A 26,348-nucleotide genomic window follows, 5' to 3' on the forward strand; every position below is an offset into this window, starting at 1 on the left:
GGTTACTCCGCTGCCTCCATGACGGGGGCACTACCCTTGTTCTCGTTGATCCGGCGCTCGATTTCCGGACGGAAATGCTTGATGAGCCCCTGGATCGGCCATGCCGCCGCGTCGCCGAGCGCGCAGATGGTGTGGCCTTCGACCTGCTTGGTCACATTGAACAGCATGTCGATTTCGCTCTGGTCGGCGTCACCGGTGCGCAGGCGCTCCATGACGCGCCACATCCAGCCGGTGCCTTCACGGCACGGCGTACACTGGCCGCAGCTCTCATGCTTGTAGAAGTAGGAGAGACGCGAAATGGCGCGGACGATGTCGGTGGACTTGTCCATGACGATGACGGCTGCGGTGCCAAGGCCGGAGCCGAGCGCGCGCAGACCGTCGAAGTCCATCGGCGCGTCCATGATCTCCTTCGCAGGAACCAGAGGCACCGACGAACCACCGGGGATGACCGCCAGCAGATTGTCCCAGCCGCCACGGATGCCACCGCAATGACGGTCGATCAGTTCGCGGAACGGGATCGACATCGATTCCTCGACGACGCAGGGCTTGTTCACATGGCCGCTGATCTGGAACAGCTTGGTGCCGCGATTATTCTCACGACCAAAGCCGTTGAACCAGGCCGCGCCGCGACGCAGGATCGTCGGGCTGACCGCGATCGATTCCACATTGTTCACGGTGGTCGGGCAGCCATAGAGGCCCGCGCCCGCCGGGAAAGGCGGCTTCAGGCGGGGCTGGCCCTTCTTGCCTTCGATGCTTTCAATCTGCGCGGTTTCCTCGCCGCAGATATACGCGCCGGCGCCACGATGGACGAAGACGTCGAAGTCATAGCCCGAACCGCAGGCATTCTTGCCGATGAAGCCCTTTTCATAGGCCTGCTCGACAGCGGCGAAGAGCACCTTCGCCTCATAGATGAACTCGCCGCGGATGTAGATGTAGGCGGCGCGCGCGCGCATCGCGAAACCGGCGATCAGCGCACCTTCGATCAGCTTGTGCGGATCGTGGCGGATGATTTCGCGGTCCTTGCACGAACCCGGTTCGGATTCGTCGGCGTTGATGACCAGGAAGCTGGGACGACCGTCTTTGCTTTCCTTGGGCATGAAGCTCCACTTCATGCCGGTCGGGAAGCCGGCGCCGCCACGGCCACGCAGGTTCGACGCCTTGATGATGTCGATGATGGCGTCCTGCCCCAACTCCATCAGCTTCTTGGTATTGTCCCAGTCGCCGCGCTTCATAGCGGCGTCAACGCCCCAATCCTGGAAGCCATGGACGTTGGTGAAGATGCGGTCCTTGTCGGACAGCGGCCCGACGAACGGAGCCGGTGCAGGTGCATCGGTCATGCCGTCGCTCCTTCATTCCATTGACCACGATAATCGTGATTTTCGCTGACCATGTCCTTCAGCGTGGTCGGACCACCTTCGGGTGCACTCGTCTGACGGTCGATCTGCGGGCCGATCTTGGGCTGGCCGCCAGAGGCCAGCGTCTCCAGAATGGCACTCATGCTGTCATAGGTCAGATCTTCGAAATTATCGTCGTTGATCTGGACCATCGGCGCATTGGCGCAGGCGCCAAGACATTCGACTTCGGTCAGCGTGAACAGGCCGTCGGGGGTCGTGCCGCCCTTGACCAAACCCTTGTTCTTGCAGGCCGAAAAGACATCGTCCGAACCGCGCAACATGCAGGGCGTCGTGCCGCACACCTGCACATGGTAACGGCCGACCGGCGCAAGATTGTACATGGTGTAGAAGGTCGCGACTTCGTACACGCGCATGTACGGCATATCGAGCTGACGCCCGATATATTCCATCACCGGCACGGGCAGCCAGCCATTGGTCTGCGTTTCGGCACCGACCTGACGCTGGGCCAGGTCGAGCAGCGGCATCACCGCCGACTGCTGGCGACCGGCGGGGTAGCGCGCGATGACCTTCTTGGCCTGTTCGGCATTTTCGGCGGTCCACTCGAACGCGCCCCAGCGCGCACGGGTTTCGGCCTCATCGGGGATATGAACTGCGTCAGCCATTATCGGTCACATTCTCCGAACACGATGTCCATCGCGCCCAGTACAGCGGTGGTATCAGCAAGCATGTGGCCCTTCATCATGAAGTCCATGGCTTGCAGATGCGAGAAGGCGGTCGGGCGGATCTTGCAGCGATAGGGCTTGTTGCTGCCGTCGCTGACCAGATAGACGCCGAATTCGCCCTTGGGGCTTTCGGTCGCCACATAGACTTCCCCCGCCGGGACATGGAAGCCCTCGGTGTAAAGCTTGAAGTGGTGGATCAGCGCTTCCATCGACCGCTTCATCTCACCGCGCTTGGGCGGCGAAACCTTGCGGTCGAAGCTGGCGATCGGCCCTTCAGGCATTTCGTTCAGGCACTGCTTCATGATGCGCGCGGACTGGCGCACTTCCTCGACCCGAACCATGAAACGGTCATAGCAGTCATAGGCCGTGCCGACCGGAATGTCGAAATCCATGCGATCATAGACGTCGTAAGGCTGTGCCTTGCGGATATCCCAGGCGATGCCCGAACCGCGCAGCATCGGGCCGGAGAAGCCCCATTTCAGCGCGTCTTCCTTGGAGACGATGGCGATATCGACATTGCGCTGCTTGAAGATGCGGTTGTCGACCACCAGGCTCATCGCGTCCTCGAACAGGCGCGGCAGGCGAGTATCGAGCCAGTCGGCAATGTCGGTCAACAGCTTCAGCGGTACATCCTGATGCACGCCGCCCGGCCGGAAATAGGCCGAGTGCATGCGGGCGCCGGAAGCCCGTTCGAAGAAGTTGAGGCAATCCTCGCGGATTTCGAACAGCCACAGGTTCGGCGTCATCGCGCCGACGTCCATCACATGCGATCCGAGGTTCAGCATGTGATTGCAGATACGGGTCAGTTCCGCGAAGAACACGCGCAGATATTGCGCGCGCAGCGGCACTTCCAGGTTCAGCAGCTTCTCGACCGCCAATACATAGCTATGCTCCATGCCGAGCGGCGAACAATAGTCCAGCCGGTCGAAATAAGGCAGCGCCTGCAAATAGGTCTTGTGCTCGATCAGCTTTTCGGTGCCGCGATGCAGCAGGCCGACATGCGGGTCGCAGCGCTCGACGATTTCGCCTTCCAGTTCCATGACCAGACGCAGAACGCCGTGCGCCGCAGGATGCTGCGGGCCGAAGTTGATCGTGTAGTTCTGGATTTCCGTGTCGCCATAGGTCGGATCGACCGCATCGGTGACATGATCCAGCTTTTCAAGATAGTCGGACATCAGGCCTTACCTTCGGGCTTGGCAGCCCCCTTGCCTTCATCGGTGGCGGCAGCAGGCTTGGCCGGGGCATCCCCCGACTTTTCCTCAGCCTTCTTGTTGGCGGCATCGCCAGCACCGGTGTCGGCTTTGCTCTCGGTCGCCTTGGGCGTCGATGCTGCCGGGGGAGCAGCGGCGGGCGCAGCAGGCGCAGGCGCCTTTTCATCGCCGGGCAGCACATATTGTGCGCCTTCCCATGGGCTCATGAAGTCGAAGCTACGGAAGTCCTGCGCCAGCTTCACCGGCTCATAGACAACGCGCTTATCCTCTTCAGAATAGCGCAGCTCGACATAGCCGGTCAGCGGGAAGTCCTTGCGCTGCGGATGCCCCTTGAAGCCATAGTCGGTCAGGATGCGGCGCAGGTCGGTATTGCCGTCGAATACGACGCCATACATGTCGAACACTTCGCGCTCCAGCCAGCCGGCGACCGGCCAGATGTGCGTGACGGTCGGCACCGGCGTATCTTCGTCGGTGGACACCTTCACACGAACGCGATGGTTCCGCGTAACGCTGAGCAGATGATAGCAGACCTCGAACCGGTCCGGACGGTCCGGATAGTCGACGCCGGCGATTTCCATCAGCTGCTGGTAATGCCCCATGTCGCGCAGCGCGACCATGGCATTGGCCAGCTCGTCACGCGCAACGGTGAAGGTCAGTTCGTCGGCATGATCGACGGTTTCGATCAGCATGCTACCCAGCAGCGCGCCGATTTCCTCGACGATGCCTTCCGGGTTCACGATCTTGGGTGCGGAATGGGCCATATTAACGCTCAATCGTCCCGATCCGGCGGATCTTCCGCTGAAGCTGCATGATGCCGTAGAGCAGCGCCTCGGCAGTCGGTGGGCAACCCGGCACATAGATGTCGACCGGCACGATGCGGTCACAGCCACGGACGACCGAATAGCTGTAGTGGTAGTAGCCACCGCCATTGGCGCAGCTGCCCATCGAAATCACATATTTCGGGTTGGACATCTGGTCATAGACCTTGCGCAGCGCCGGGGCCATCTTGTTGCACAGCGTACCCGCGACGATCATCACGTCCGACTGACGCGGGGACGCGCGCGGGGCGGCGCCGAAGCGCTCCATGTCGTAGCGCGGCATGTTGACGTGGATCATTTCCACGGCGCAGCAGGCCAGGCCGAAGGTCATCCACCACAGCGAGCCGGTACGGGCCCACAGGAACAGTTCCTCGGTCGAGGTGATCAGGAAGCCCTTGTCATTCACTTCGCTGTTGAGCGAGTCAAAGAAGGCCTGGTCGGGCTGGGTTCCCATCGGCGGCATGGTGCCGGGAATGGGACCGGACAGTTCTACTCCCAATCGAGTGCTCCCTTCTTCCACGCATAGACGAGGCCGAGCACCAGCTCCGCTATGAAGATCATCATCGTTGCCCAGCCGGCCCAGCCGATCTGGTCGAGGCTAACAGCCCAGGGGAACAGGAACGCCGCTTCAAGATCGAAGATGATGAAGAGAATGGCGACCAGATAGAAACGCACGTCGAACTGGCTGCGCGGCTCTTCAAATGCGGGGAAGCCGCATTCATATTCGGAGAGCTTGGCAGGGTCGGGCTTGTGCGCACCGGTGAGGCGGCCAACCAGCATCGGCAGAAAGACGAAGGTGCCGGAAAGCAGCAAGGCGATCCCGAGAAAAATCAGGATCGGCAGATATTGGGCGAGATCGACCAATGGAATCCCCTGGGCGAAAATTGTATCTTGGGCCGCGCTTTAGGCCTGCTGCATATGCGAAGCAAGGGGCCAACGCGGTGAGAATGAATCGCAAAAAGGCCAAGCCCTTGAAGAGCTTGGCCCCATTGAACTTTAGCGCAATGCGCCAGCAACGAGCTTGTGCAATTTGCTGTGAATTGCGTCGTTTCCGGCAATGACTTCCTTACGTTCGATCGCCTGATCGCCGCCGCGGAAATCGCTGGCAAAGCCGCCGGCTTCACGAACCAGCAACAGGCCGGCCGCCACGTCCCAGGGCTGCAAGCCGCTTTCCCAATAGCCGTCGTAACGGCCGGAAGCGACATGAGCGAGGTCGAGCGAGGCGGCGCCGAAACGGCGAATACCGGCAACCGACGGGGCGACTGCGCCGAAGATGCGGGTCCATTCGGCCATATTGCCATGGCCCATGAAGGGAATGCCGGTCGCGATCACGCAATCAGCCAAGTCGCGGCGGGCAGAGACTCGCAGGCGCTGGTCATGACGCCAGGCACCCCGGCTCTTTTCCGCCCAGTAGCTTTCGTCGGTAACGGGTTGGTAGATGAGCCCGGTCGTCACTTCGCGCTTGTTGCCGCCATAGAGGGGTTCCTCGACCGCGATCGAGATGGCGAAGTGCGGAATGCCGTGCAGGAAGTTGGTGGTGCCGTCCAGCGGGTCGATGATCCAGCGCGGCTTGGTGGGATCGCCCTCGATCACTCCGCCCTCTTCCAGCAGGAAGCCCCAGTCGGGACGCGCCTTCTGCAATTCTTCCACCAGCGTCTTTTCGGCCTGCTGGTCCGCCTTGGACACGAAGTCCGCCGGCCCCTTGCGGCTGACCTGAAGATGCTCGACTTCGCCGAAGTCGCGGCGGAGCTTCGACCCCGCCTTGCGCGCGGCGCGTTCCATGACGGTGAGAAGGCCGGAGTGCGATACCATATTTTTTCTCCGCCGCTCCCAGCGGGAACGGCCTGGTTGATTATTTCTTCGGGGCGGGCTTGGCAGCAGGCTTCGACGCGGTCGGACGATAGCCACAGGTGCCGGCGACCACCGCCAGCATCTGCGACGCATCCTTGCGATCAACCTTGCCGGCGTTGGCGGCGATCACCTTGTCGCTCGCGGCGCTGATCTCGCCGATCGAATTGGAATAGAGGCAGTCGAACAGCGCGTTCTTGACTGGCTGTTCGACTTCGTTCGACTGGAGCGCGGTCATGACGATGCGCAGCGTATAGGCTGCACTGTCGAGCTGTGCCTTGGTCGGCGCGGCCCGCGCCGTCGTCTGTGCGCCTGCAGAAGCGGAGAGCGCAACCGGCAAGACGCCGATCGCGAAGATGGCGGCCAGTGCCGTGCTGCGCCCGATCCGCATCAGTCGGCCCGCTTCACATATTCGCGTTCGTACACGTCGACCACGATGCGGGTGCCGGTGACGATGTGCGGCGGGACCATGACGCGCACGCCATTGTCGAGGATGGCGGGCTTGTAGCTCGCCGAGGCGGTCTGCCCCTTCACCACGGCGTCAGCCTCCACAACCGTTGCTTCGATGGTTTCGGGCAGCTGGACGCTGATCGGGCGCTCTTCATACATTTCGAGAACGACCATCATGCCGTCCTGAAGGAAGGCAGACGCGTCGCCGATCAGATCCTGGGCCAGGTTGATCTGTTCATAGGTTTCGGTGTCCATGAACACCAGCATGTCGCCTTCGGCGTAGAGATACTGGAAATCCTTGGTGTCGAGGCGGATGCGCTCGACGGTTTCGGCCGACCGGAAACGGACGTTATTCTTGCGGCCGTCGATCAGGTTCTTGAGTTCCACCTGCATATAGGCGCCGCCCTTGCCGGGCTGCGTGTGCTGGATCTTCACGGCGCGCCACAGGCTGCCGTCATACTCGATGTTGTTGCCGGGACGAATCTCGACGCCGCTGATCTTCATGGGAAGAGCCTGCCTATATGTCTGAATGTGGAAAAGAGCCGGCCTCTGGGAGGCTGCGCGCGCCTTTACAGCGGGACGGCACGAAGGGCAAGGGGGAGCCGGCCCAGCCCTTAACTTCGCACTTTTCCCGCCTATCCTGAAATTGCGTTTCCTATGTAGGATATTTTCGGAAAACCCATTCTTCCTGCCGAACGGACCTAGCATAAGCAGTGTTCTGTAGGACAGGTCAGCGCCGCACCAGCAGCGGATAGGGGTTGATCGGCCGGCCACCATACCAGGCCTCGCTCGGTTGCATGATGTTCACCGCGAAATGCAAATGCGGTGCGGCGGGATCGGCATTGCCGGTGCTACCCACCGTGGCGACAGGCTCGCCGCGCTGCAATGACTGCCCTTCGTGCAGGCCCGCCGCATAGCCATCGAGATGGGCATAATAGTAGATCAGTCGGCCGTCTGCGGAGCGCTGATAGAGGGTTCGACCACCATCCTCGCTCCAGAACAGCTTTTCCACCCGTCCGTCGGCAGCGGCCAGCACCGCCCTGCCCCGCGATGCCATGATGTCGATTGCATCATGCGGCCGGGCGCCGCCAGCCCGCGCCTGCGTGAAAGTGTCTGTCAGTGCGGAGGCCGGCACCCCTTCCACCGGGATCAGCAGCGGGCCATTGTCGGCAGAAGGATACACATCGGGCGCCCTTATCGTTACCGTGGGCGCTGGGGCATCGGCCGGCACGATCCGCACGCAAAAATGGGCAAAGGCGGCGCAGAGCAGCAGCGCCATCGCACCCCCTGCCCACGCCCGCCGATTCATGCCTGAAACTTCGCCTTCACCCCGCTCTTTACCATCTGGGCGAGGCGCGCGGCGTCCCAGTTGGTCAGCCGGATGCAGCCATGACTTTCGGTACGGCCGATCAGTTGCGGCTCCGGCGTACCATGGATGCCATAATGATCCTTCGACAGGTCGATCCATACGACGCCGACAGGGCCATTGGGTCCGGGCTTCAGCACCGCCTTCTGATCCTTGGCAGCAGCGTCCCAGAAGAGGTTGGGATTATAGTGAAAATCCGGATTACGGCTGACCCCCTTGATGGTCCATTCGCCCAGCGGCAGCGGGTCATGCTGCGATCCCGTCGTTACCGGAAACTGCGCGATCATGCGGTTTTGCTCATCATAGACTTTGAGCAGCCCTTCGGATTTGTCGACGATGATATGGTCGGCCTGCGGCTGGTCCTTCGCTACGCCCAGACTGGCGAGCGTCTCGCCCCATCCCCGTTCGTCGCCCTCGATCTGCGCCACCGGCTGATTGTCGATCGCGGGGACGCGGATCGTGGCGCCAGCGGCTACCTTGGTACCCGGCGGGTTGAGCGCGACCAGTGCTTCGGGCGTGGTGTGGAACCGCTCAGCCAGCTTTTCCAGCAGGTTGCGATAGGTGAGCGCAGGCAGACTCGCCTGTTCGTTAAGGCCCTTTGGCACGTCGAAGAATGGGCCACGCGCGAAATCATAGGGGATCTTCACCAGATAGGTGGTCGGCCTGGCCTCACCCTCCAGCAGGGCGTTCCCGGTCTTCTGGTCGAACTGGCCGGTCACGGGCAGGTCATGCGCTTCCTGAAAGCCGCGCAGGGCGGCCTTGTAGCTCATGCCATCCTTGCCATCGAGCACACCGGGAGAGAAGCCCCAGCGATCCAGCGCCACCTGCGCCATCAGGACACGATTGGGCTGTTTCGGATTCTGCTCGGTTACGACCTGAAAATCATAGGTGGCGTTTTTGGCAGCCGCCTCCGCCGCTACGGTGTTGGCCGGCTGGCCGGCATTGGTTGCGGGCTGGCTGCTATTGGCATCGGTGACGCTGACATTACAGGCGCTGCACAGCAGGGCAGCAAGCAACAGATGATTTTTCAAGGCGCTACTCTCCGTCGTTACGAGGAGAGAACGCGCGAAGAGGCGGAAGGCTGCGCCGCGCAGCCCATCAGCGCGGCGGCGGGGCCTTGCTGGCCAGCACCTCAGCGAAAGCGGCAACCCCGGCACCGGGGCCGTCGGGATGGTTCCACACCGCGCCGCTGACCGCCAGGAAGTCGGCACCGGCGGCCACCAGCGGGCCGGCATTATCCGGGGTCACGCCGCCGATCGCGACGCAGGGCAGTTCGAACAGGGTGGTCCACCAGCCCAGGATCGACGGTTCGGCATGATGCGTCACATCCTTGGTCGTGGTCGGAAAGAAAGCGCCGAACGCGACATAATCGGCCCCAGCTTCCCCCGCTTCCATCGCCAGATGGCGGCTGTCATGGCAGGTAATGCCGATCTGCACCTTTGGCCCCAGCAGCTTGCGCGCTTCCTTGGCATCGCCATCGCCCTGCCCCAGATGCACGCCATCCGCACCGAGACGCTGGGCGAGCACCACGCTGTCATTGATGATGAAGGCGACTTCCCGCTCCGCGCACAAAGCCTGCAAGGGCGCGGCCGCAGCGGCTATGGCATCGTCATCCAGCCCCTTGAGCCGTAACTGGAAAGCAGCGACATCGCCCCCGTCGAACGCCTGCGCCAGTCGCTCGACAAAATCGTCGCCGATGGTGGGCGGGGAAATCAGGTAAAGCTGGCAGGCGGGGCGAAAGCCTGCCTCGAACTGGTCGGCGAAATGCGGATCGAGCGCCAGCTCTTCTTCGGTGAAATCGGTCATGCGCGCCTTATAGCCATTCAGGCGCGCGCGCCAAGTGTGGCGAGCGGCCTGCGCCCTTGATAGAGGGGCGGATCATTTCGAGGAAAATCGTCATCATGCGCCACGCCATCGCCGCCGTCCTGTTGCTGTCCGGTGCGCCTCTGCTGGCGAAGGAAGCGACCCGGCCCCGCGCGCGCGAAGCCGGTGTGACTGTCGGCATCCTCCAGCCAGGGCCGCTCAATGCGATCACCGATGTGGTCGGGGTGAAGGTGGGTCAGGTGACGCTGCCGCGCAGCCATGACGTCAATAGCGGCGTCACCGCGATCCTGCCCCATGGCGGCAACCTGTTTCAGGACAAGGTCCCGGCCGGCTTCGTCGCGTACAACGCATTCGGCAAGTTCATGGGATCGACCCAGCTTGCCGAACTGGGCGAGGTCGAGACGCCGATTCTGTTGACCAACACGCTGAACGTAGCGGAGGCCGCAGCAGCCTCGGTCGAATGGACGCTGGCCCAGCCAGGTAACGAGGAGGTGCGGTCGGTCAACGCCGTGGTGGGTGAAACTAATGACGGCACGCTCAACGATATTCGTGGCCGCCATGTGCAGGTCGCCGACGCCCGCCGGGCGATCGAGACGGCGAAGGGCGGTGCGGTGGAGGAAGGCGCTGTCGGCGCGGGCACGGGCACCATCGCCTTCGGCTACAAGGCCGGGATCGGGACATCCTCGCGCAAGCTGCCCGTGTCGCTGGGTGGCTGGACCGTGGGCGTCCTGGTGCAGGCCAATTATGGCGGCGTGCTGACCATCGCCGGGGTGCCGGTGGGCGTAAAGCTGGGCCGCTACGACTATCGGCAGCAGGTGGAGGAGAAGAAGGCGGACGGTTCGGTCGTGATTGTGATCGCGACCGACGCGCCGCTGTCAGACCGGAATTTGCGCCGGGTGGCCGAGCGTGCGTTCGGGGGGATCGCGCGGACCGGGTCCAGCTTCTCCAATGGATCGGGCGATTATGCGATCGCCTTTTCGACCAACGCCGCCGTCCGGCGTACCCCCGACAAGCGCAATGCGGTGGCGACTATGGAGGATCTGCCCAATGATCGCATCTCGCCCTTGTTTCAGGCGACGATCGAGGCGACCGAGGAAGCGGTGCTGAACGCCCTGTTCAAGGCGCAGACGGTGGTGGGCCATCGCGGCACGGCGGAAGCGCTGCCGCTGGACAAGGTGCTGCCGATGCTGAAGCAGCAAATCCAATAGCCGGTCGCTCGAAACGAACGGATCATTCTTTCATGAAAAAGGGCCGGCAGATCGCTCTGCCGGCCCTTTCAATAGATCATCAGCGGATCAGGCAGCAACCGGCTGCTTGGCGACCGAGGCGCCGTGGATTTCGTCGATCGCTTCACCAAGCGAGGCATCGAACTCCGCGTCGGTCATCTGGTGGCGCAGATCGTTCAGCAGCGCGCGGCTGAAGCTGGCGATGATGCCGCGATTCTTGGCCAGTTCGACACAGGCTTCGGGTCGGGCAAAACCACCCGACAGAGCGACGACGCGCAGCACCTTAGGATGATCGACCAGCGGATCGAACAGACCGGCCTTGGCCGGCAGCGACAGTTTCAGCATGACCTGAACACCATCGTCCAAAGCATCGAGATTCTTGAGGATTTCTTCGAGCAGGATCTGGTCGGCTTCGGCACGTTCGGGCGACTTGATGTTCACTTCCGGTTCGATGATCGGCATCAGGCCGCCGGCCAGCACCTGAAGGCCGACTTCGAACTGCTGCGCGACCACGGCGGCGATGCCTTCGCGGTTGGCGAGGTTGATGACCGACCGTTCCTTGGTGCCGAACACGCCCAGGCTCTTGGCGCGGGCGAGCAGCGTGTCGAGGCCGGGATTGGGCTTCATCAGTTGCACGCCATTGGCTTCGTCTTCCAGACCCTTGTCGATCTTGATGAAGGGAACGACGCCGCGCTCGATCAGTGCCGCCGGGGTCGGCTTGCCATCAACGGTGCCATCCATGGTCCGTTCGAACAGGATCGCGCCCAGCACCTTGTCACCGGTGAATACGGGCGAGGTGATGATGCGGCTGCGCATCGCGTGGATCAGGCCGAACATTTCCTCTTCGCTGGTCCAGGCGCTTTCCTCCACACCATAGCCCTTGAGCGCCTTGGGCGTGGAACCGCCGCTCTGGTCGAGCGCGGCGATAAAGCCTTCGCCCGTCGCAATCTTCTGCTTCATGTCCTGATCCAGCATCTGCACATACCTTCCCTTGGGAGCCGCCCGATGGCGGCACGAAATAATCTTGTCGGTGGATGCTCCACCATCCACCTGCCGGGTGCGACTTTTTGTTGATGATCGCCGGTAAGGGGCTGGTAGCCAGTCCCATGTCGCACCGCAAGGAAGATTGCCGCGATTTTGCCTGTCCGCACCCGGTCGGGCAGATGCAATGTCCCTCCTCGATACAAGTGCGCCATACGCTGCATCGCAACATGCTTTTGCGCTTCCACGGGTTGAAAGGTTGCGCCTGAAAACCCATAGGGCAGCGATGACCAGCATCGCCGCCGCAAAGCCCGCCGACCTACCCCCCGCAACCATATTGCTGATGGCGATCGGATGCGGCGTGATGGTCGCAAATCTCTATTATGCCCAGACGCTGATCGACGTCATCGGGCCGGAAATCGGCATGTCGGCGAGCGTGGCAGGGCTTATCACGACGCTGACCCAGTTGGGCTATGGCGCGGGCCTGTTCCTGATCGTGCCGCTGGCCGACCTGTTTGAAAATCGCCGGATCGTACTGGTGTCCATCGCCGCGACCATCATCGGCTGCATCGCCATCGCCTTGTCTGCCGGGCCGATCAGCTTCCTGATAGCCTCCATGCTGACGGGCGTTGGCGCCACCGGCGCGCAGGTGCTGGTCCCCCTCGCCTCCCACCTTGCCGCGCCGGAAAAGCAGGGCCGCGTGGTCGGTACGGTGATGAGCGGCCTGCTGTTCGGGATCATGCTATCTCGCCCGGTCGCGAACTTCCTGGCCGGATCGTTCGGCTGGCGGGCGACCTTCATCCTGTCGGCCATGCTGATGGCCATGGTCGGGACCGCGCTGCTGAGCGCCTGCCCCAGGCGTCGCCCGCAAGGCGGGATGCATTATGGACAGGTGCTGGCCTCCACCTTCTCCCAACTGGTGACGCATCGCATCGTGCGGCTGCGCGCCCTGTATCAGGCCGGGATGTTCGCCGCGTTCAACCTGTTCTGGACGGCGGCACCGCTGGCGCTGATCCATGAATTTCATCTGGGCCATGGCGGCATCGGCGCCTTTGCGCTGGCGGGGGCCGGCGGCGCGCTGGTCGCGCCGGTGGCGGGATGGATGTCCGACCGCAAGCTGACCCGCCCGGCCTCGCTGATCGGCCTTGTCGGCCTTACCTTATGCTTCCTGCTGGCGGATTGGACGGTTGCGGCGGGTAGCCTGATCGGCTTCACCATCATGGCCGTGTTGATCGACGGCGCGGTGCAGATGAGCCAGATTACCGGGCAAAAGCTGATCTTCTCGCTCGATCCCCATGCGCGCGGACGGATCAACGCGGCCTATGTGACGGTGATGTTCCTGGTCGGCGCGCTGGGATCGGTGATCGGTTCCGTCACCTATGAAGCGGGCGGCTGGAGCGCGAGTGCGCTGGCGGGTGCGGCGATTGGCGGGGCCGCCACCCTCGCCTTCCTGCTGTTCGACCGGGGCGCCAGCGTCAGCCGCTAAGATTTTGTATTAACTTCCGCTCGTGTCGAGCGAAGTCGAGACACGCTTCTCGACTTCGCTCGAAGCGAACGGGTTATCAGACGGTCAGCGCCTTCACACCTGGCAGTTCCTTGCCTTCCATCCATTCGAGGAAAGCGCCGCCAGCGGTCGAGATGAAGCTGAAGTCGCTGCCGACGCCGGCATGGTTGAGCGCCGCCACCGTATCACCGCCGCCAGCGACCGATGTCAGTTGACCTTCCTTGGTCAGCGCCGCAGCCGTCTTCGCCAGCGCGACGGTCGCCGCGTCGAACGGCGCGATCTCAAACGCGCCGAGCGGCCCGTTCCACACCAGCGTGCGGCAGTTCTTGAGCGCATCGCCCAGTGCTTCCACCGCAGCGGGGCCGACGTCCAGGATCATTTCGTCTTCCGCGACTTCATGCACGTTGCAGGTGCGCAAGCTGGGCGGGTTAGCGGCAAATTCCTTCGCGACGACCACGTCATAGGGCAGATGGATGGTGCAGCCGGCAGCGTCCGCCTTGTCGAAGATCGCCTCGGCCGTATCGCTCAAATTCTTTTCGCACAGCGATTTGCCGACATCGACGCCACGGGCATAGAGGAAGGTGTTCGCCATGCCGCCGCCGATGATGAGATGATCGACCTTGGCGACGAGGTTGTTGAGCACGTCCAGCTTGGTCGACACCTTGGCGCCGCCCACGACCGCCGCGACCGGCTTCACCGGCTCGCCCAGAGCGGCCTGCAACGCGTCCAGTTCCTTTTCCATCGAGCGGCCGGCGAAGGCAGGCAGCTTGTGCGCCAGACCTTCGGTCGAGGCATGGGCGCGGTGTGCGGCGGAGAAGGCGTCGTTGACGTACAAGTCGCCGATCGCGGCCATGGCTTCGACCAGCGCCGGATCGTTCTTTTCCTCGCCCGGATGGAAGCGGGTATTTTCCAGGATCGCGATGTCGCCGTTGCGCATCACCTTGATGCCGTCGACGGCGGCTTCGCCCTGGCAGTCGGGGATGAACTGCACGTCGCGGCCCAGCACCTGCGTCAGCGGGCGGGTGATCTTCGACAGCGAATATTCGGGGTTCTTCTGGCCCTTGGGGCGACCGAAATGGGCGAGGATCAGCACCTTGGCGCCGCGATCGGCCAGTTCCAGCACAGTCGGCATCGCCGCGCGCAGGCGGGTGTCGTCGCTGACCGAACCATCCTGCATGGGGACGTTCAGGTCTTCGCGCACCAGCACGATCTTGCCGGTGATGTCACCCATATCGTCGAGGGTCTTGAAGGGCTTGGTCATGTCTTTTCCCCTGATCCTAACAGACGTCATCCCAGCGAAGGCTGGGATCTCTCTTCTTTCCCACCATCGAGGAAGAAAGCGAGATCCCAGCTTTCGCTGGGATGACGAAAAAGAGGGGCAGGATAGCCTGCCCCTCGCACATATTACAGATACTTCGCAACGACGCCGGTGGTGTCGATCATGCGGTTCGAGAAGCCCCATTCATTGTCGTACCAGCTGAGCACGCGGACCAGCTTGCCATCGACAACGGCGGTTTCCAGGCTGTCGACGGTGGAGCTGCGCGGATCGCCATTATAGTCGATCGACACCAGCGGTTCGTCCGAATAGCCCAGAACGCCCTTGAGCGGGCCGGCTTCCGACGCGGCCTTGAGCAGGCTGTTGACCTCGTCCTTGGTGGTCGGGCGCTTGGGAATGAACTTCAGGTCCACGACCGAGACGTTCGGGGTCGGCACGCGGATCGAAGACCCGTCCAGCTTGCCCTTCAATTCGGGGAGAACCTCACCCACTGCGCGGGCAGCGCCGGTCGAGGTCGGAATCTGCGACAGGGCAGCGGCGCGGGCGCGGCGCATGTCGCTGTGCAACTGGTCCAGCGTATTCTGGTCGTTGGTGTAGCTGTGGATCGTCGTCATGAAGCCGCTTTCGATGCCGATCGCATCGTTCAGCACCTTGGCGAGCGGGGCCAGGCAGTTGGTGGTGCAGCTGGCGTTCGAAATGACGATGTCGTCGGCGGTCAGCGTGTCATGGTTGACGCCGAACACGACGGTCTTGTCGACATTGGTGCCGGGCGCGGAAATGATGACGCGCTTGGCGCCGGCGGTCAGGTGGGCGCTCGCCTTGTCCTTCGTGGTGAAGATGCCGGTGCATTCCAGCGCGATTTCGACGCCAAGGGCGGCGTGCGGCAGGTTGGCGGGGTCGCGCTCGGCCGTTACCTTGATCTTCTTGCCGTCTACGACCAGGAAATCGCCGTCCACGCTGACGTCGCCGGCCCAATTGCCATGGACGGAATCGCGCTTGAACAGCAGGGCGTTGGACTTGACGTCGCCCAGATCGTTGATGCTGACCAGTTCAAGGTCATGGTCGGTGCGCGACAGGATTGCGCGCGCCACCAGGCGGCCGATACGTCCGAAACCGTTAATTGCTACCTTCGTTGCCACTGCACTAGCCTCCTGGGGTGTGATGTTCGGTTATAGGTCTGTGGTGCGCGCGCCACCGACGGCGGCGCGCGATATAGGTTAGAGCGCAGCCGCGATCTGCGGTGCGATCTTCGCGGCGGTCAGGCCGAAATGATCGTACAGGTCTTCCGCCGGAGCAGACGCGCCGAAGCCGTCGATGCCAAAGCGCAGGCCGTCAAGGCCGGTATAGCGTTCCCAGCCGAAGGTGGTGCCGGCCTCGATCGAGACGCGCAGTATATCGGCCGGCAGGATATCGGCCTTGTAGGCGGCGTCCTGCGCATCGAAATGGGCGAAGCTGGGCATGGAGACGACATCGACGCCGATGCCCTGTTCTTCCAGCGCCTTGGCGGTGGCGACGGCAATCTCGACTTCCGAACCGGTGGCGAGGATCACCGCCTTGCGCGCGGCGGTAGCGGCGACGAGGCGATAGGCGCCCTTGGCCGAGAGGTTTTCGCTCTTTTCCGTGCGCAACTGCGGCAGGTTCTGGCGGGTCAGCGCCAGCACCGACGGGCCGGTCGCATCCTTCAGCGCCAGTTCCCAACATTCCGCCGTCTCGACAATATCGGCCGGACGATAGACGTCCAGGTTCGGGATCATGCGCATCGACATGACATGTTCGATCGGCTGGTGGGTCGGGCCGTCTTCACCCAGACCGATCGAGTCGTGGGTCAGGACGTGGATCACGCGCTGCTGTTGAAGCGCGGCAAGGCGGATGCCGGCGCGCATATAGTCGGAGAAGACGAGGAAGGTGCCGCCATAGGGGATCACGCCGCCATGCAGCGCCATGCCGTTCATGGCGCAGGCCATGCCGAATTCGCGGATGCCATAATAGACGTAACGGCCCGAATAATCGTCGCTGGTCAGCGGACCGGTCGACTTGGTCTTGGTATTGTTGGAGCCGGTAAGGTCGGCCGAGCCGCCCAACGTTTCGGGCAGCAGATCGTTGATCGCGCCCAGCGCCAGTTCGCTCGCCTTGCGGGTCGCGACCTTCTGCGGGTTGGCGATCAGGGTATCGATATAGGCCGACAGCGAGAAGTCGGCGGGCAGGTCGCCCGCCATGCGACGCGAAAATTCCGCGCCCTTGTCGCTGCTTGCCAGGCGACCTTCCCATGCGGCGCGAACGTCACGGCCCTTGGCACCGATCGCCTTCCAGGCGTCGGCGATGTCTGCCGGAATGACGAAGGGTTCGGCGGTCCAGCCGAGGAACTCCCGGGCGGCGGCAACTTCGGCCTCACCGAGCGCGGAGCCATGGACACCCGAGGTGCCAGCCTTGTTCGGCGCACCATAGCCGATCTTGGTGGCGCAGGCGACGATCGAGGGGCGGCTGTCTGCAACGGCCTGCGCCAGCGCGCGGCGGACGTCGGCGACGTCATGGCCATCGCACGACACGACATGCCAGCCGGTCGCGGCATAGCGGGCCAGCACATCTTCGCTGCTCGACAGGTCGACGGCGCCGTCGATGGTGATCTTGTTATCGTCCCACAGCACGATCAGGCGGCCAAGGTTCAGATGACCGGCGAGGCCGATCGCCTCATGGTTGATGCCTTCCATCAGGCAGCCGTCGCCCGCGATCACCCAGGTGCGGTGATCGACCAGATCGTCGCCGAACTGCGCGTTCAGGTGACGTTCGGCAATCGCCATGCCGACGGCGGTGGCAAGGCCCGAACCGAGCGGTCCGGTGGTCGCTTCCACGCCTGCTAGCTCGAAATTCTCCGGGTGGCCGGCGCAGGGGCTGTGCAACTGGCGGAAGTTGGCGATGTCCTCGATCGTCGGCTTGGCATAGCCGGTCAGGTGCAGCAGCGAATAGATCAGCATCGATCCATGGCCGGCCGACAGGACGAAACGGTCGCGATCGGCCCATTTCGGCTCAGTCGGGTCGAACTTCAGATAATCGCCGAACAGCACGGTCGCCACATCGGCCATGCCCATCGGCATGCCCGGATGGCCGCTGTTTGCGGCCTGCACGGCGTCCATGGACAGCGCCCGGATGGCGTTGGCAAGCGACTTTTCGGAAACGGTCATCTGGGCTGGCGTCTTTCCTGAACATGGCAAGCGACGACGCCCGCGCGCATGCAGGCGAGTCGAGATCGCGCCCCCTTTGTCGCGTCAAGCCCCATGCGTCAACCGCAGGGGTGCCCGCAGCGGGCCGAACTGCCCTAAAGAGCGCTTTTGCGGGGCCTCTTCTTTCGCTATGGATGGCCGATGGCAAGCGACCGCATGATGCAGGCGATCGGCACGCTGGAGCGTGCAGTGAGCCGGCTTGAACAGGATGTGGCGGGTCTGACGACCCCGGCCGATCCCCTCCCCGCTATGGACCAGAAGGCTGCACGCGCCGCGCTGCGCTCGCTGGACGATCTTATCGACACGCTGAAAGGGCATGCCCATGGCTGAAACGAATTTGGTGATCGCCAGCCGCCATTATCAGATCCGCTGTCGCGACGGCGAGGAAGCGCATCTGGCCCATCTGGCCAGCCTGATCGAGGACAAGGCGCGGGTGGCGCAGCAAGGCACGCCGGGGCTGACGGAAGTGCGCACATTGCTGTTCGCAGCGCTGTTTCTGGCCGACGAACTCAACGAATTGAAGCGCGAAAATGCCGGTCGGCAGGCCCGGTTGCAACTGGATGGCGACGACGAACCGAGCGTCCGCGCCATCGAGGCGCTGGCGGGCCGGATAGAAAAGCTGCGCGACCGGCTTGCCGCGCGGACCGACAACGCCTAGATTGGGTGGCGACGGGCACTGCGCGGTACGAGCTTTAGCGAACATCCCTGAGGCGATAATCACATCCACGGGGGCTGTCCCTGGGCGGGTTCCGGCCCGATCTACATGGTCCCCACCTGACGTTGAGGCGTCAGAGGATATTCCAGCACACGGCCGAGGTGGTCCCGTCACCCTCCTTACATCTTCCAGTCCGATAAGGTCATCATGAGCGACGAGACGCCCGCCGCCGACAAGAGCAGCCTTCGGGCCATCGCCCGGCAGCGGCGCAGCAGCTTCGTCGCCACGCTGGACCCGCTGGCGCATCGGCTGGCGTTCAAGGCCGTTCCCTCCCCCCTCGCCCGCAGGATCGGCGACGCGAAAATCGTCGCGCTCTACATGGGGCTGGACGACGAGGCCCCAGCGCAGCGCATGGCGCCGCAGTTGCAGGCTATGGGCAAGGTTGTGGCCTTGCCGCGCGTGCTCGACCGGCTGGGCAGCATGGATTTCCTGCCCTGGCAGCCAGAGGAACAACTGGTGCCGGGCCTGTTCCGCACCAGCCACCCCGATCCGAAGGACGGTCCAGTGGCCCCGGACGTCATCATCGCACCGCTGGTGGGTTTCGATCGGGCGATGAGCCGGCTGGGCCAGGGCGGTGGCTATTATGACCGCGCTTTCGCCCGCTTCCCCGATGCGCTGCGCGTGGGCGTCGCCTGGTCCGCGCAGCAACTGGACGCCGTGCCCGCCGATCCCTGGGATCTGCCGCTGGACATCATCATGACCGAAGTCGAACTGATCGAAGGACCGGAACTGTGAGCATCGACCCGCGTCATTATCACCAGCCCAGTTGGCGCAAGCCGGCGGGCATGCTGGCAATCGTCGGGCTGATCGCGCTTTGGGCCATCATGGTGGGCAGCCTGTCCGGCCTGATCGGTGCATTGCCGATGTGGGCGCAGGTACCGGTTTATGTGGTGCTGGGGATCGTGTGGATCTGGATCTTGCCGTTGCGGCGGCTGCTGGCCTGGATGGAAACCGGGCGCTGGCGCTAAACCTAAAATTCCATCGCCTTTCAAAGCGATGGCGCGAGTGACGGGGCTCGAACCCGCGACCTCCGGCGTGACAGGCCGGCACTCTAACCAACTGAGCTACACCCGCGTAGGCGCCGCATCCTTACCGGCTTAACAAGCCGCCAGACGATGCAATATCTGGGAAATCACCTTCCGGTCAAGGAAGGTGGCGCGAGTGACGGGGCTCGAACCCGCGACCTCCGGCGTGACAGGCCGGCACTCTAACCAACTGAGCTACACCCGCGCAGGGCGACATCTTTTGCGGCTTTTCAGCCACCAGACGATGCAGTCTGGAACACCATATCCACCTTCCGGTCAAGGAAAGTGGCGCGAGTGACGGGGCTCGAACCCGCGACCTCCGGCGTGACAGGCCGGCACTCTAACCAACTGAGCTACACCCGCGTTTGGTGTGGAGCCGCCGTCTATGAGCGTCCTGCGATGCTGTCAACCGTCCGCAACATCAGTTTCATCTTTCTCGTCATTTTCTTTGCGGCGCGGCACCGTCAGCGTCCCCTGCTCGAACAAGAAACCCGCGATATCGGGCGTCCCGGCGGCCGAAACGATCGTCTGGATGATGATGAGCAAAGGCACCGCCAGCAAGGCGCCGGGCGTCCCCCATACCCAGCCCCAGAAGGTCAGAGACACGAGAATCAGCAGCGGGTTCATCGTCAGCCGCCGTCCCAGCAACAGCGGCGTGATGACATTGGCCTCCACCAGATGAAAGGCGACCTGCAATCCGGCTGGCAGCAACGCGACGTAGACATCGTCGAACACCATGAGGCCGCCCAGCCCCAGCAGCACCGCGGCCAGCATAGGCCCGAAATAGGGCACGAAGTTCAGCAGTGCGACGATGCCGCCCCACATCAGCGGCGACGGCATGCCGATCAGCCACAAAGCGACCGCCACGGCGAGACCCAGCGACAGGTTGATGATGGCGATGGTGATGACATAGGCGGATGTCGCATCGACGACATTCTGGATCACGCGCGCGACCGCCATGGCGCCGTCGAAACTGCCCCGGCTGTTGATCGTGCGCCGCCGCAGCCGGGTCCAGCCAGCAAGGAAGAAATAGATGATGAGCAGCGCGAACACCATCTGGATGATCGCCGACGGCGCCGATGTGGCGGCGAATTGTAACAAGGATCGCGGCGCATCGACCGCCGCCGTCTGCGCCGCCGCCACCGGGCCGGTCGCCAGCATCTGCACGGTTTCATCCACGAAGCGCTGGAGATTGGCGTAGAAGTCGATCAGCGGCGCGAGGTTCGCCTGTATCTGCGGCAGGCGCTGCGGCAGGATGCGAAACCAGTCGGTCGCCGGCACCACGATCAGCACCAGCGCGGTATTGGCAACCAGCAGGAAGCTGACCACCGCGATCAGGGCGGCCAGCCCGGAGGGCAGCCCCCGCCGCTCCATCCACTCCAGCAATGGCACCAGCGCGATGGCGACGACCAGCGCGGCCGTCAGTGGCAGGAAGAATTCCGCGCCCGCCCGCAGCGCGAAGGGCAGCGCCAGCAGAAGGCCGATACCCGATGTCAGCGCGATCGACGCCAGCAGCCGGTCGCGACGCCGGTTGACCTCTTGCAGATCCGTCAATGACACGCCCGATTCCCTTTTCGTTCGCCCCGATGTGCGCCGCCCGCAGCGCAGCGTCAATTTACAAAGGGCGTCAGCAGAGCGGCCGGCAAGGAAAAGACGGGCTTAACCAAATATTTGCGCTCGCTCGCTAGAGACGGCCGTCAAGGGGACGCAGGAACGGGGAAATCTATGACGCGCAGGCTCTTGTCCTGGCTCGCCATGATAGCGGGCATGGCGGCCGGCATGACAGATGCGGCGACTGCGCAGCCGGCCATGCGGCTCAATACGCAGATGTTCGTGGAACGGGTGTCGACCGACCTTAATGGCCGGGCGCGCCGGACCCTGGCCAGCGCCGATCGCATCAGCCCCGGCGACACGCTGATCGTCATCGTCCACTGGCGCAATGACGGCCGCATGCCGGTGCGCGACTTTGCCGTCACCCGATCGGTCCTGCCCGGCACCAGCCCCGACCTGCATGACCCGGCGGTTCAGGTATCCGTGGATGGCGGCGCGCGCTGGGGCCGGCTCGACCAGCTTTGGCTCCCGACCCCGCTGGGCGGCATCCGCCGCGCCGTGGCACAGGATGTCACCCATATGCGGTGGCAGTTGCCACGAGCTGTCTCCCCCGGCGAAGGCGGCCGGCTGAGCTATCGCGCGGTGGTACGCTGAACCCAGCATCGCGCGTTTGCGATCAGCGGGCCAATCCGGGCCTTGAGCGGTCCGCAACCTGCCCCTAAGGTCCGGCCATGTCCAAAGACGCAGAACGCGCCTATCTCGCCAATCTTGGCGAACATGGCCGAACCCATTCGCTACAAAAGCCTTTTTCCGATCCGCAATGTGGCATTGACCTGGCCGCCATCGGCTTCGTCATGTCGTTGTTGCCATCCCCGCCCGCGCGCATATTGGACATGGGGTGCGGTGGCGGATGGACCAGCCAGTTTCTCGCGCGGCGCGGCTATGAAGTGACCGGGCAGGATATCGCGCCCGACATGATCGCCGTGGCGCAGGACAATGCCCGGCTGAACGGCGTGGCAGACCGGACGCATTTCCTGTGCAGCGATTTCGAAGGGCTGGACTTTCAGGACCATTTCGACGCCGCAATATTTTTCGATGCGCTGCATCATGCAGAAGACGAAGCGGCAGCCATCCGCTCAGCCTGGCGCGCGTTGAAACCCGGGGGCCTGCTCATCACCCATGAACCGGGCGAGGGCCATTCCACCCATCCCCATTCGATCGCGGCGATGGAAAGGTTCGGCGTCAAGGAACGGGACATGCCGCCCCACCTTATCATCAAAGCCGGCAAGGCGGCCGGCTTCACCAGCCATCGCGTGCTGCCGATGCCGCAATATCTGCACCAGATTTTCTATGAAGATCATAATTTCCCCGCCCGCTGGCTGAGCAAGCGGCGGCTGCGCTGGGCGATGCGCACGATGCGGGCCTTGTTCAACCCGGATCTGCGCATCGGCTCCGTCGTCGTAATGACCAAATAAAGATCAGTCCACGAACAGGAAGGCAGGCGCCTCCAGCAATTTCCGCACGGCCTGGACGAAGCTCGCCGCGTCCCAGCCATCGACGACGCGATGGTCGCAACTGATCGACAGGTTCATCAGTTTCGCCGCGACGATCTCCTTACCCTTGAATATTGGGCGCTCGATTACGCGGTTCGGGCCGATGATCGCGACTTCCGGCCGGTTGATGACAGGGGTAGTGGCGATGCCGCCCAGCGGCCCCAATGAGGTCAGCGTCAGGGTGGAGCCGGACAGTTCCTCCGACTTGGCCTTGCCACTGCGCGCCGCTTCGGCAAGCCGACGGATTTCGCTCGCCAGTTGCCACACATTGCGGTCCTGCGCGTCGCGGATCACCGGCACCATCAGGCCCGCATCGGTCTGCGTCGCCATACCCAGATGCACCGAACCATGGCGCGTCACCACGCCCGCCTCATCATCATAACGGGCGTTGAGCATCGGGAAGTCGGGCAACGCCTTGCACAGTGCCACGATCAACAGCGGCAACATGGTCAACTTGGGCCGGTCGCCACGGCTGGCGTTCAACTGCTCGCGCAGTTCCTCCAGCGCGGTGACGTCGATTTCCTCGACATAGGTGAAGTGCGGAATGTGGCGCTTCGATGCGGCCATATTCTCCGCGATCCGGCGACGCATGCCGATGACCTTGACCTGCTCGTCCGCGCGCCTGGCGGAGCGGCCGGCCGGACGATAGCCCTGCCCCTGCCCATAGAGCAGATAGGCGTCGAGGTCCGAATGGCGGACATGGTCGCCACTGGCCTTCACCTGCGACAGGTCGATGCCCAGTTCCTTGGCACGCGCGCGCACGGCGGGGGAAGCGAGGATGGGTTGCGCATGAATCGCCGGTGTGCTCCCGACTCCGTTCGGGCTGAGCTTGTCGAAGCCCTTTACTTCCTCCTGCGCAGCCTCAGAAGGCGTTTCGGCAGGTTCTGTCCGAACCGGCGTGGCGACTTCCGCCATCACCGCCTCGCCCGGCGCTTCCGCCTCGATCACCTCATCCGACGGCGGCGGCGCAGCAACAGCTTCGCCCTCCACCTCGATCTCCACCAGCATCGCGCCGATCGAAATCTGGTCGCCCGGTTCGCCCGCCAGCCGCACCACAGTGCCCGCGACGGGGCTTTCCATCTCGACCGTCGCCTTGTCGGTCATCATGTCGGCGATCGGCTGGTCTTCCTCGACCCGGTCGCCTACCTTGACATGCCAGCCGACGATTTCGGCCTGCGCGATACCTTCGCCGATATCCGGCAGCTTGAACGTGAAAAGGGCCATTTTCCTAGCTCCGTTCGTGTCGAGCGAAGTCGAGACACGATGATGAACCTGTGCTTCCGTTTCTCGACTTCGCTCGAAACGAACGGAAGATTGGAAGGATGTCAGTCCTTCATGATCTTGTTGATGGCTTCGCGGATACGCACCGGGCCGGGGAAATAGGCCCATTCCAGACTGTGCGGATAGGGCGTGTCGAAGCCGGTGACGCGCTCGATCGGCGCTTCGAGATGATAGAAGCAACGCTCCTGCACCTGTGCCAGCAGTTCCGCGCCAAAACCGCTGGTGCGGGTCGCTTCATGCACGATCAGGCAACGGCCGGTCTTGCGCACCGATTCCTCGATCGTGTCGATGTCCAGCGGCACCAGACTGCGCAGGTCCACAATCTCGGCATCGATACCATGCGCCGCGACGGTATTTTCCACCACATGCACCATCGTGCCATAGCAGAGGATCGTCAGCGCCTGCCCCTCTCGCGCAATCCGCGCCTTGCCCAGCGGGATACGATAATAGCCGGCCGGTACCTGCGCATCTGCATGCCCCGCCCAGCTTTTCGCCGGCGTGTCATAATGGCCGTCGAACGGACCGTTATAGATGCGCTTGGGTTCGAAGAAGATGGTGGGATCATTATCCTCGATCGCAGCGATCAGCAGCCCCTTGGCATCATAGGGGGTCGACGGGATCACCGTCTTGATCCCCGAACAATGGGTGAAGATGCCTTCAGGGCTCTGGCTGTGCGTTTGCCCGCCGAAGATGCCGCCGCCAAAGGGCGATCGCACCGTCATCGGGGCGATGAACTCGCCGGCCGAGCGGTAGCGCAGCCGCGCCGCTTCGGACACCAACTGGTCGAGTGCGGGATAGATATAGTCGGCAAACTGGATTTCCGGCACCGGGCGCAGGCCATAGGCGCCCATGCCCACTGCCACGCCGATGATCCCGCATTCGGTGATCGGTGTGTCGAACACGCGGTTCTTGCCATATTTCTGCTGAAGGCCCGCGGTGGCGCGAAACACGCCGCCGAAATAACCGACATCCTCACCCATCACGACCACCATTGGGTCGCGCTCCATCATGACGTCCATGGCGCTGTTGATCGCCTGGATCATGTTCATCTGCAGCACGTCGCCGTACGCTTCCTGCATGGTCATGTCGCTCACAGCGACTGGTTCGCTCGTTTTGCTCACAGGCCCGCCGCCTTCCATTCGTCCAGCATCTGCTGCTGCTGTTCCTTGAGGTGCCAGGGCATCTCCTCGAACACATCCTCGAACAGGCTTTCCATCGGATGATGCAGGCCATGGCCAAGAATGCCGTTCTTCTCCGCTTCGCGGGCGGCGTCGCGGACCAGTTCTGCCAGTTCCTTGTCCATTGCCGCGTGACGATCCTCGTCCCAGATACCGAGCGCGATGCAATGCTGCTTCAATCGCGCGATCGGATCGCCCAGTGGCCAGAGGCTGCTTTCCTCGGCCGAGCGATAGGCGCTGGGATCATCGGAAGTGCTGTGCCCCTCAACGCGGTAGGTGAAATGCTCGATCAGGGTCGGCCCGCCATTGGCCCGTGCCCGGTCGGCGGCCCAGCGGGTCGCAGCATAGACGGCGAGGATGTCATTGCCATCGACCCGCAGACCGGCGATGCCATAGCCCACGGCACGCGCCGCGAAGGTGGTGGATTCGGCTCCAGCAAAACCTGAAAAGCTGCTGATAGCCCACTGATTATTCACCACATTCATGATAACTGGCGCGCGGTAGACGCTGGCGAAGGTACAGGCCGAATGGAAGTCGCCTTCCGCTGTCGATCCCTCGCCGCACCAGGTCGCGGCGATCCGCGTGTCGCCCCGCGCTGCGCTGGCCATCGCCCAGCCCACCGCCTGCGGATATTGGGTGGTGAGGTTGCCGGAAATGGAGAAGAAGCCGGCTTCCCGCGCCGAATACATGATCGGCAGCTGCCGCCCCTTCAACCGGTCGCCGGTGTTGGAATAAATCTGGTTCATCATGTCGACCAGCGGCCAGTCGCGGGCGAGCAATATGCCCTGCTGGCGATAGCTGGGGAAGCACATGTCGTCGCGCGCCAGCGCCAGCGCGGCGCCGATCGACACCGCCTCTTCCCCGGTCGACTTCATGTAGAAGCTGGTCTTGCCCTGCCGCTGGGCGCGGAACATCCGCGCGTCGAAGGCGCGGGTCAACGCCATGTAGCGCAGCATCCGCAGCAGCGTTTCGGGCGGCAGCTTGGGATTCCAGGCGCCCACCGCCGCACCATCCTCATCCAACACACGGATCAGGCCATAGGCCATGTCGCGCATGTCGCCAGGCTGCGCCGCCTCGTCGGGGCGCGGCGCGGCATCGGCGGCGGGGATGTCGAAATGGGTGAAGTCGGCGCTCTCGCCGGGCCGCGCGGGCGGCTCCGGCACATGCAGGCGCAGCGGTGGGAGATTGCGCCCAGCCTGCCCGTCAATGCTGCCTGATCCGGTGGGATCGCTCATCCTGCCTCCTA

Annotated in this window: 28 protein-coding genes and 3 tRNA genes; 8 read left to right on the forward strand and 23 right to left on the reverse strand. The window is 63.3% G+C overall.

Features of this window, described 5'->3' with window-relative positions; all coding sequences use genetic code 11:
* Window positions 1-2: 2 nt before the first annotated feature.
* The 12 genes from nuoF to thiE form a co-directional block, all read right to left on the reverse strand.
* Complete coding sequence (nuoF, locus tag ACNHGR_RS06260) at window positions 3-1,337, reverse strand: NADH-quinone oxidoreductase subunit NuoF (RefSeq protein ID WP_184265097.1); 1,335 nt, start codon at window positions 1,335-1,337, stop codon at window positions 3-5.
* Window positions 1,334-2,017, reverse strand: a complete 684-nt coding sequence (locus tag ACNHGR_RS06265) for a complex I 24 kDa subunit family protein (protein ID WP_184265099.1) — start codon at window positions 2,015-2,017, stop codon at window positions 1,334-1,336. Before ACNHGR_RS06265 ends, nuoF begins: the two co-directional genes overlap by 4 nt.
* A complete protein-coding gene (locus ACNHGR_RS06270) occupies window positions 2,017-3,252 on the reverse strand; it encodes an NADH-quinone oxidoreductase subunit D (RefSeq protein WP_184265101.1) in 1,236 nt (411 codons plus the stop codon). The genes ACNHGR_RS06265 and ACNHGR_RS06270 overlap by 1 nt, the downstream gene beginning before the upstream one ends.
* Window positions 3,252-4,049, reverse strand: coding sequence for an NADH-quinone oxidoreductase subunit C (locus ACNHGR_RS06275; protein WP_475284744.1), 798 nt, complete (start codon window positions 4,047-4,049; stop codon window positions 3,252-3,254). Before ACNHGR_RS06275 ends, ACNHGR_RS06270 begins: the two co-directional genes overlap by 1 nt.
* 1 nt (window position 4,050) lies before the next feature.
* Entirely contained in the window at window positions 4,051-4,605 is a 555-nt protein-coding gene (locus tag ACNHGR_RS06280) for a NuoB/complex I 20 kDa subunit family protein (RefSeq protein WP_475284746.1), read from the reverse strand.
* On the reverse strand, window positions 4,596-4,970 hold the full coding sequence (locus ACNHGR_RS06285) for an NADH-quinone oxidoreductase subunit A (RefSeq protein WP_056689651.1): 375 nt from the start codon (window positions 4,968-4,970) through the stop codon (window positions 4,596-4,598). Before ACNHGR_RS06285 ends, ACNHGR_RS06280 begins: the two co-directional genes overlap by 10 nt.
* A gap of 132 nt (window positions 4,971-5,102) precedes the next feature.
* Window positions 5,103-5,918 carry an inositol monophosphatase family protein gene (locus tag ACNHGR_RS06290; RefSeq protein ID WP_475284748.1) on the reverse strand — a complete coding sequence of 272 codons (816 nt, stop codon included), beginning with the start codon at window positions 5,916-5,918 and terminating at the stop codon, window positions 5,103-5,105.
* A gap of 40 nt (window positions 5,919-5,958) precedes the next feature.
* Window positions 5,959-6,345, reverse strand: coding sequence for a hypothetical protein (locus ACNHGR_RS06295; protein ID WP_475284750.1), 387 nt, complete (start codon window positions 6,343-6,345; stop codon window positions 5,959-5,961).
* Entirely contained in the window at window positions 6,345-6,908 is a 564-nt protein-coding gene (efp, locus tag ACNHGR_RS06300; protein ID WP_066855666.1) for an elongation factor P, read from the reverse strand. The genes ACNHGR_RS06295 and efp overlap by 1 nt, the downstream gene beginning before the upstream one ends.
* A gap of 226 nt (window positions 6,909-7,134) precedes the next feature.
* Window positions 7,135-7,713: a M23 family metallopeptidase gene (locus tag ACNHGR_RS06305; RefSeq protein ID WP_475284752.1), complete on the reverse strand. Its 579-nt coding sequence runs from the start codon at window positions 7,711-7,713 to the stop codon at window positions 7,135-7,137.
* Window positions 7,710-8,801, reverse strand: coding sequence for a L,D-transpeptidase family protein (locus ACNHGR_RS06310; RefSeq protein ID WP_475284754.1), 1,092 nt, complete (start codon window positions 8,799-8,801; stop codon window positions 7,710-7,712). The genes ACNHGR_RS06305 and ACNHGR_RS06310 overlap by 4 nt, the downstream gene beginning before the upstream one ends.
* 67 nt (window positions 8,802-8,868) lie before the next feature.
* Entirely contained in the window at window positions 8,869-9,576 is a 708-nt protein-coding gene (gene thiE, locus ACNHGR_RS06315; RefSeq protein ID WP_475284756.1) for a thiamine phosphate synthase, read from the reverse strand.
* A 95-nt stretch (window positions 9,577-9,671) separates the two neighbouring features.
* Here thiE and ACNHGR_RS06320 point away from each other — a divergent pair, with 95 nt between their 5' ends.
* Window positions 9,672-10,802 (forward strand): DmpA family aminopeptidase, encoded by a 1,131-nt coding sequence (locus tag ACNHGR_RS06320; RefSeq protein WP_475284758.1) that lies wholly within the window; start codon window positions 9,672-9,674, stop codon window positions 10,800-10,802.
* Between the two features lie 87 nt (window positions 10,803-10,889).
* Here the strand turns inward: ACNHGR_RS06320 and ACNHGR_RS06325 are convergent, their stop codons facing one another.
* Window positions 10,890-11,795: a fructose bisphosphate aldolase gene (locus ACNHGR_RS06325; RefSeq protein ID WP_475288344.1), complete on the reverse strand. Its 906-nt coding sequence runs from the start codon at window positions 11,793-11,795 to the stop codon at window positions 10,890-10,892.
* Window positions 11,796-12,087: 292 nt separating this feature from the next.
* On the opposite strand from ACNHGR_RS06325, the gene ACNHGR_RS06330 reads away from it, so the two are divergent.
* Window positions 12,088-13,287: an MFS transporter gene (locus ACNHGR_RS06330; RefSeq protein ID WP_475284760.1), complete on the forward strand. Its 1,200-nt coding sequence runs from the start codon at window positions 12,088-12,090 to the stop codon at window positions 13,285-13,287.
* Window positions 13,288-13,363: 76 nt separating this feature from the next.
* Here the strand turns inward: ACNHGR_RS06330 and ACNHGR_RS06335 are convergent, their stop codons facing one another.
* From ACNHGR_RS06335 to tkt, 3 genes are all read right to left on the reverse strand, one after another.
* The gene (locus tag ACNHGR_RS06335; protein ID WP_475284762.1) at window positions 13,364-14,566 is read right to left on the reverse strand and encodes a phosphoglycerate kinase; all 1,203 of its coding nucleotides are present in this window, start codon (window positions 14,564-14,566) and stop codon (window positions 13,364-13,366) included.
* Window positions 14,567-14,709: 143 nt separating this feature from the next.
* Entirely contained in the window at window positions 14,710-15,720 is a 1,011-nt protein-coding gene (gap, locus tag ACNHGR_RS06340) for a type I glyceraldehyde-3-phosphate dehydrogenase (protein ID WP_184265120.1), read from the reverse strand.
* A 78-nt stretch (window positions 15,721-15,798) separates the two neighbouring features.
* Window positions 15,799-17,760 carry a transketolase gene (tkt, locus tag ACNHGR_RS06345; RefSeq protein ID WP_475284764.1) on the reverse strand — a complete coding sequence of 654 codons (1,962 nt, stop codon included), beginning with the start codon at window positions 17,758-17,760 and terminating at the stop codon, window positions 15,799-15,801.
* A 180-nt stretch (window positions 17,761-17,940) separates the two neighbouring features.
* Here tkt and ACNHGR_RS06350 point away from each other — a divergent pair, with 180 nt between their 5' ends.
* From ACNHGR_RS06350 to ACNHGR_RS06365, 4 genes are all read left to right on the forward strand, one after another.
* A complete protein-coding gene (locus tag ACNHGR_RS06350; protein ID WP_475284765.1) occupies window positions 17,941-18,129 on the forward strand; it encodes a hypothetical protein in 189 nt (62 codons plus the stop codon).
* Window positions 18,122-18,457, forward strand: a complete 336-nt coding sequence (locus ACNHGR_RS06355) for a cell division protein ZapA (protein ID WP_475284767.1) — start codon at window positions 18,122-18,124, stop codon at window positions 18,455-18,457. Before ACNHGR_RS06350 ends, ACNHGR_RS06355 begins: the two co-directional genes overlap by 8 nt.
* Before the next feature lie 204 nt (window positions 18,458-18,661).
* The gene (locus ACNHGR_RS06360; protein WP_475284769.1) at window positions 18,662-19,249 is read left to right on the forward strand and encodes a 5-formyltetrahydrofolate cyclo-ligase; all 588 of its coding nucleotides are present in this window, start codon (window positions 18,662-18,664) and stop codon (window positions 19,247-19,249) included.
* Window positions 19,246-19,482, forward strand: coding sequence for a DUF2842 domain-containing protein (locus ACNHGR_RS06365; RefSeq protein WP_184265128.1), 237 nt, complete (start codon window positions 19,246-19,248; stop codon window positions 19,480-19,482). Before ACNHGR_RS06360 ends, ACNHGR_RS06365 begins: the two co-directional genes overlap by 4 nt.
* A 29-nt stretch (window positions 19,483-19,511) precedes the next feature.
* On the opposite strand, the gene ACNHGR_RS06370 is transcribed toward ACNHGR_RS06365, so the two are convergent.
* The 4 genes from ACNHGR_RS06370 to ACNHGR_RS06385 all read right to left on the reverse strand — a co-directional run bounded on the left by ACNHGR_RS06370 (window position 19,512) and on the right by ACNHGR_RS06385 (window position 21,099).
* Window positions 19,512-19,588: transfer RNA gene (locus ACNHGR_RS06370), tRNA-Asp, on the reverse strand.
* A gap of 79 nt (window positions 19,589-19,667) precedes the next feature.
* A tRNA-Asp gene (locus ACNHGR_RS06375) sits at window positions 19,668-19,744 on the reverse strand.
* A gap of 81 nt (window positions 19,745-19,825) precedes the next feature.
* A tRNA-Asp gene (locus tag ACNHGR_RS06380) sits at window positions 19,826-19,902 on the reverse strand.
* A gap of 42 nt (window positions 19,903-19,944) precedes the next feature.
* A complete protein-coding gene (locus ACNHGR_RS06385; RefSeq protein WP_184265130.1) occupies window positions 19,945-21,099 on the reverse strand; it encodes an AI-2E family transporter in 1,155 nt (384 codons plus the stop codon).
* Between the two features lie 165 nt (window positions 21,100-21,264).
* On the opposite strand from ACNHGR_RS06385, the gene ACNHGR_RS06390 reads away from it, so the two are divergent.
* A complete protein-coding gene (locus ACNHGR_RS06390; RefSeq protein ID WP_475284772.1) occupies window positions 21,265-21,744 on the forward strand; it encodes a hypothetical protein in 480 nt (159 codons plus the stop codon).
* A gap of 77 nt (window positions 21,745-21,821) precedes the next feature.
* The gene (locus tag ACNHGR_RS06395; protein ID WP_475284774.1) at window positions 21,822-22,565 is read left to right on the forward strand and encodes a class I SAM-dependent methyltransferase; all 744 of its coding nucleotides are present in this window, start codon (window positions 21,822-21,824) and stop codon (window positions 22,563-22,565) included.
* A 3-nt stretch (window positions 22,566-22,568) separates the two neighbouring features.
* Here ACNHGR_RS06395 and ACNHGR_RS06400 read toward each other — a convergent pair whose 3' ends face one another.
* The 3 genes from ACNHGR_RS06400 to ACNHGR_RS06410 all read right to left on the reverse strand — a co-directional run bounded on the left by ACNHGR_RS06400 (window position 22,569) and on the right by ACNHGR_RS06410 (window position 26,337).
* Window positions 22,569-23,867: a dihydrolipoamide acetyltransferase family protein gene (locus ACNHGR_RS06400; RefSeq protein WP_475284775.1), complete on the reverse strand. Its 1,299-nt coding sequence runs from the start codon at window positions 23,865-23,867 to the stop codon at window positions 22,569-22,571.
* Window positions 23,868-23,968: 101 nt separating this feature from the next.
* Window positions 23,969-24,973 carry an alpha-ketoacid dehydrogenase subunit beta gene (locus ACNHGR_RS06405; RefSeq protein ID WP_184271769.1) on the reverse strand — a complete coding sequence of 335 codons (1,005 nt, stop codon included), beginning with the start codon at window positions 24,971-24,973 and terminating at the stop codon, window positions 23,969-23,971.
* A 68-nt stretch (window positions 24,974-25,041) separates the two neighbouring features.
* A complete protein-coding gene (locus ACNHGR_RS06410; RefSeq protein ID WP_475284777.1) occupies window positions 25,042-26,337 on the reverse strand; it encodes a thiamine pyrophosphate-dependent enzyme in 1,296 nt (431 codons plus the stop codon).
* Between the last annotated feature and the right edge of the window lie 11 nt (window positions 26,338-26,348).

It is taken from the genome of Sphingobium sp. RS1 (assembly GCF_056156825.1).

What these genes read in the sequence shown, in the direction of transcription:
- nuoF (WP_184265097.1), bottom strand. Translation starts at nt 1,337, where the DNA reads ATGACCGATGCACCTGCACCGGCTCCGTTCGTCGGGCCGCTGTCCGAC.
- ACNHGR_RS06265 (WP_184265099.1), bottom strand. Translation starts at nt 2,017, where the DNA reads ATGGCTGACGCAGTTCATATCCCCGATGAGGCCGAAACCCGTGCGCGC.
- ACNHGR_RS06270 (WP_184265101.1), bottom strand. Translation starts at nt 3,252, where the DNA reads ATGTCCGACTATCTTGAAAAGCTGGATCATGTCACCGATGCGGTCGAT.
- ACNHGR_RS06275 (WP_475284744.1), bottom strand. Translation starts at nt 4,049, where the DNA reads ATGGCCCATTCCGCACCCAAGATCGTGAACCCGGAAGGCATCGTCGAG.
- ACNHGR_RS06290 (WP_475284748.1), bottom strand. Translation starts at nt 5,918, where the DNA reads ATGGTATCGCACTCCGGCCTTCTCACCGTCATGGAACGCGCCGCGCGC.
- ACNHGR_RS06295 (WP_475284750.1), bottom strand. Translation starts at nt 6,345, where the DNA reads ATGCGGATCGGGCGCAGCACGGCACTGGCCGCCATCTTCGCGATCGGC.
- efp (WP_066855666.1), bottom strand. Translation starts at nt 6,908, where the DNA reads ATGAAGATCAGCGGCGTCGAGATTCGTCCCGGCAACAACATCGAGTAT.
- ACNHGR_RS06305 (WP_475284752.1), bottom strand. Translation starts at nt 7,713, where the DNA reads ATGAATCGGCGGGCGTGGGCAGGGGGTGCGATGGCGCTGCTGCTCTGC.
- thiE (WP_475284756.1), bottom strand. Translation starts at nt 9,576, where the DNA reads ATGACCGATTTCACCGAAGAAGAGCTGGCGCTCGATCCGCATTTCGCC.
- ACNHGR_RS06320 (WP_475284758.1), top strand. Translation starts at nt 9,672, where the DNA reads ATGCGCCACGCCATCGCCGCCGTCCTGTTGCTGTCCGGTGCGCCTCTG.
- ACNHGR_RS06325 (WP_475288344.1), bottom strand. Translation starts at nt 11,795, where the DNA reads ATGCTGGATCAGGACATGAAGCAGAAGATTGCGACGGGCGAAGGCTTT.
- ACNHGR_RS06330 (WP_475284760.1), top strand. Translation starts at nt 12,088, where the DNA reads ATGACCAGCATCGCCGCCGCAAAGCCCGCCGACCTACCCCCCGCAACC.
- ACNHGR_RS06335 (WP_475284762.1), bottom strand. Translation starts at nt 14,566, where the DNA reads ATGACCAAGCCCTTCAAGACCCTCGACGATATGGGTGACATCACCGGC.
- tkt (WP_475284764.1), bottom strand. Translation starts at nt 17,760, where the DNA reads ATGACCGTTTCCGAAAAGTCGCTTGCCAACGCCATCCGGGCGCTGTCC.
- ACNHGR_RS06350 (WP_475284765.1), top strand. Translation starts at nt 17,941, where the DNA reads ATGGCAAGCGACCGCATGATGCAGGCGATCGGCACGCTGGAGCGTGCA.
- ACNHGR_RS06355 (WP_475284767.1), top strand. Translation starts at nt 18,122, where the DNA reads ATGGCTGAAACGAATTTGGTGATCGCCAGCCGCCATTATCAGATCCGC.
- ACNHGR_RS06360 (WP_475284769.1), top strand. Translation starts at nt 18,662, where the DNA reads ATGAGCGACGAGACGCCCGCCGCCGACAAGAGCAGCCTTCGGGCCATC.
- ACNHGR_RS06390 (WP_475284772.1), top strand. Translation starts at nt 21,265, where the DNA reads ATGACGCGCAGGCTCTTGTCCTGGCTCGCCATGATAGCGGGCATGGCG.
- ACNHGR_RS06395 (WP_475284774.1), top strand. Translation starts at nt 21,822, where the DNA reads ATGTCCAAAGACGCAGAACGCGCCTATCTCGCCAATCTTGGCGAACAT.
- ACNHGR_RS06400 (WP_475284775.1), bottom strand. Translation starts at nt 23,867, where the DNA reads ATGGCCCTTTTCACGTTCAAGCTGCCGGATATCGGCGAAGGTATCGCG.
- ACNHGR_RS06405 (WP_184271769.1), bottom strand. Translation starts at nt 24,973, where the DNA reads ATGAACATGATCCAGGCGATCAACAGCGCCATGGACGTCATGATGGAG.
- ACNHGR_RS06410 (WP_475284777.1), bottom strand. Translation starts at nt 26,337, where the DNA reads ATGAGCGATCCCACCGGATCAGGCAGCATTGACGGGCAGGCTGGGCGC.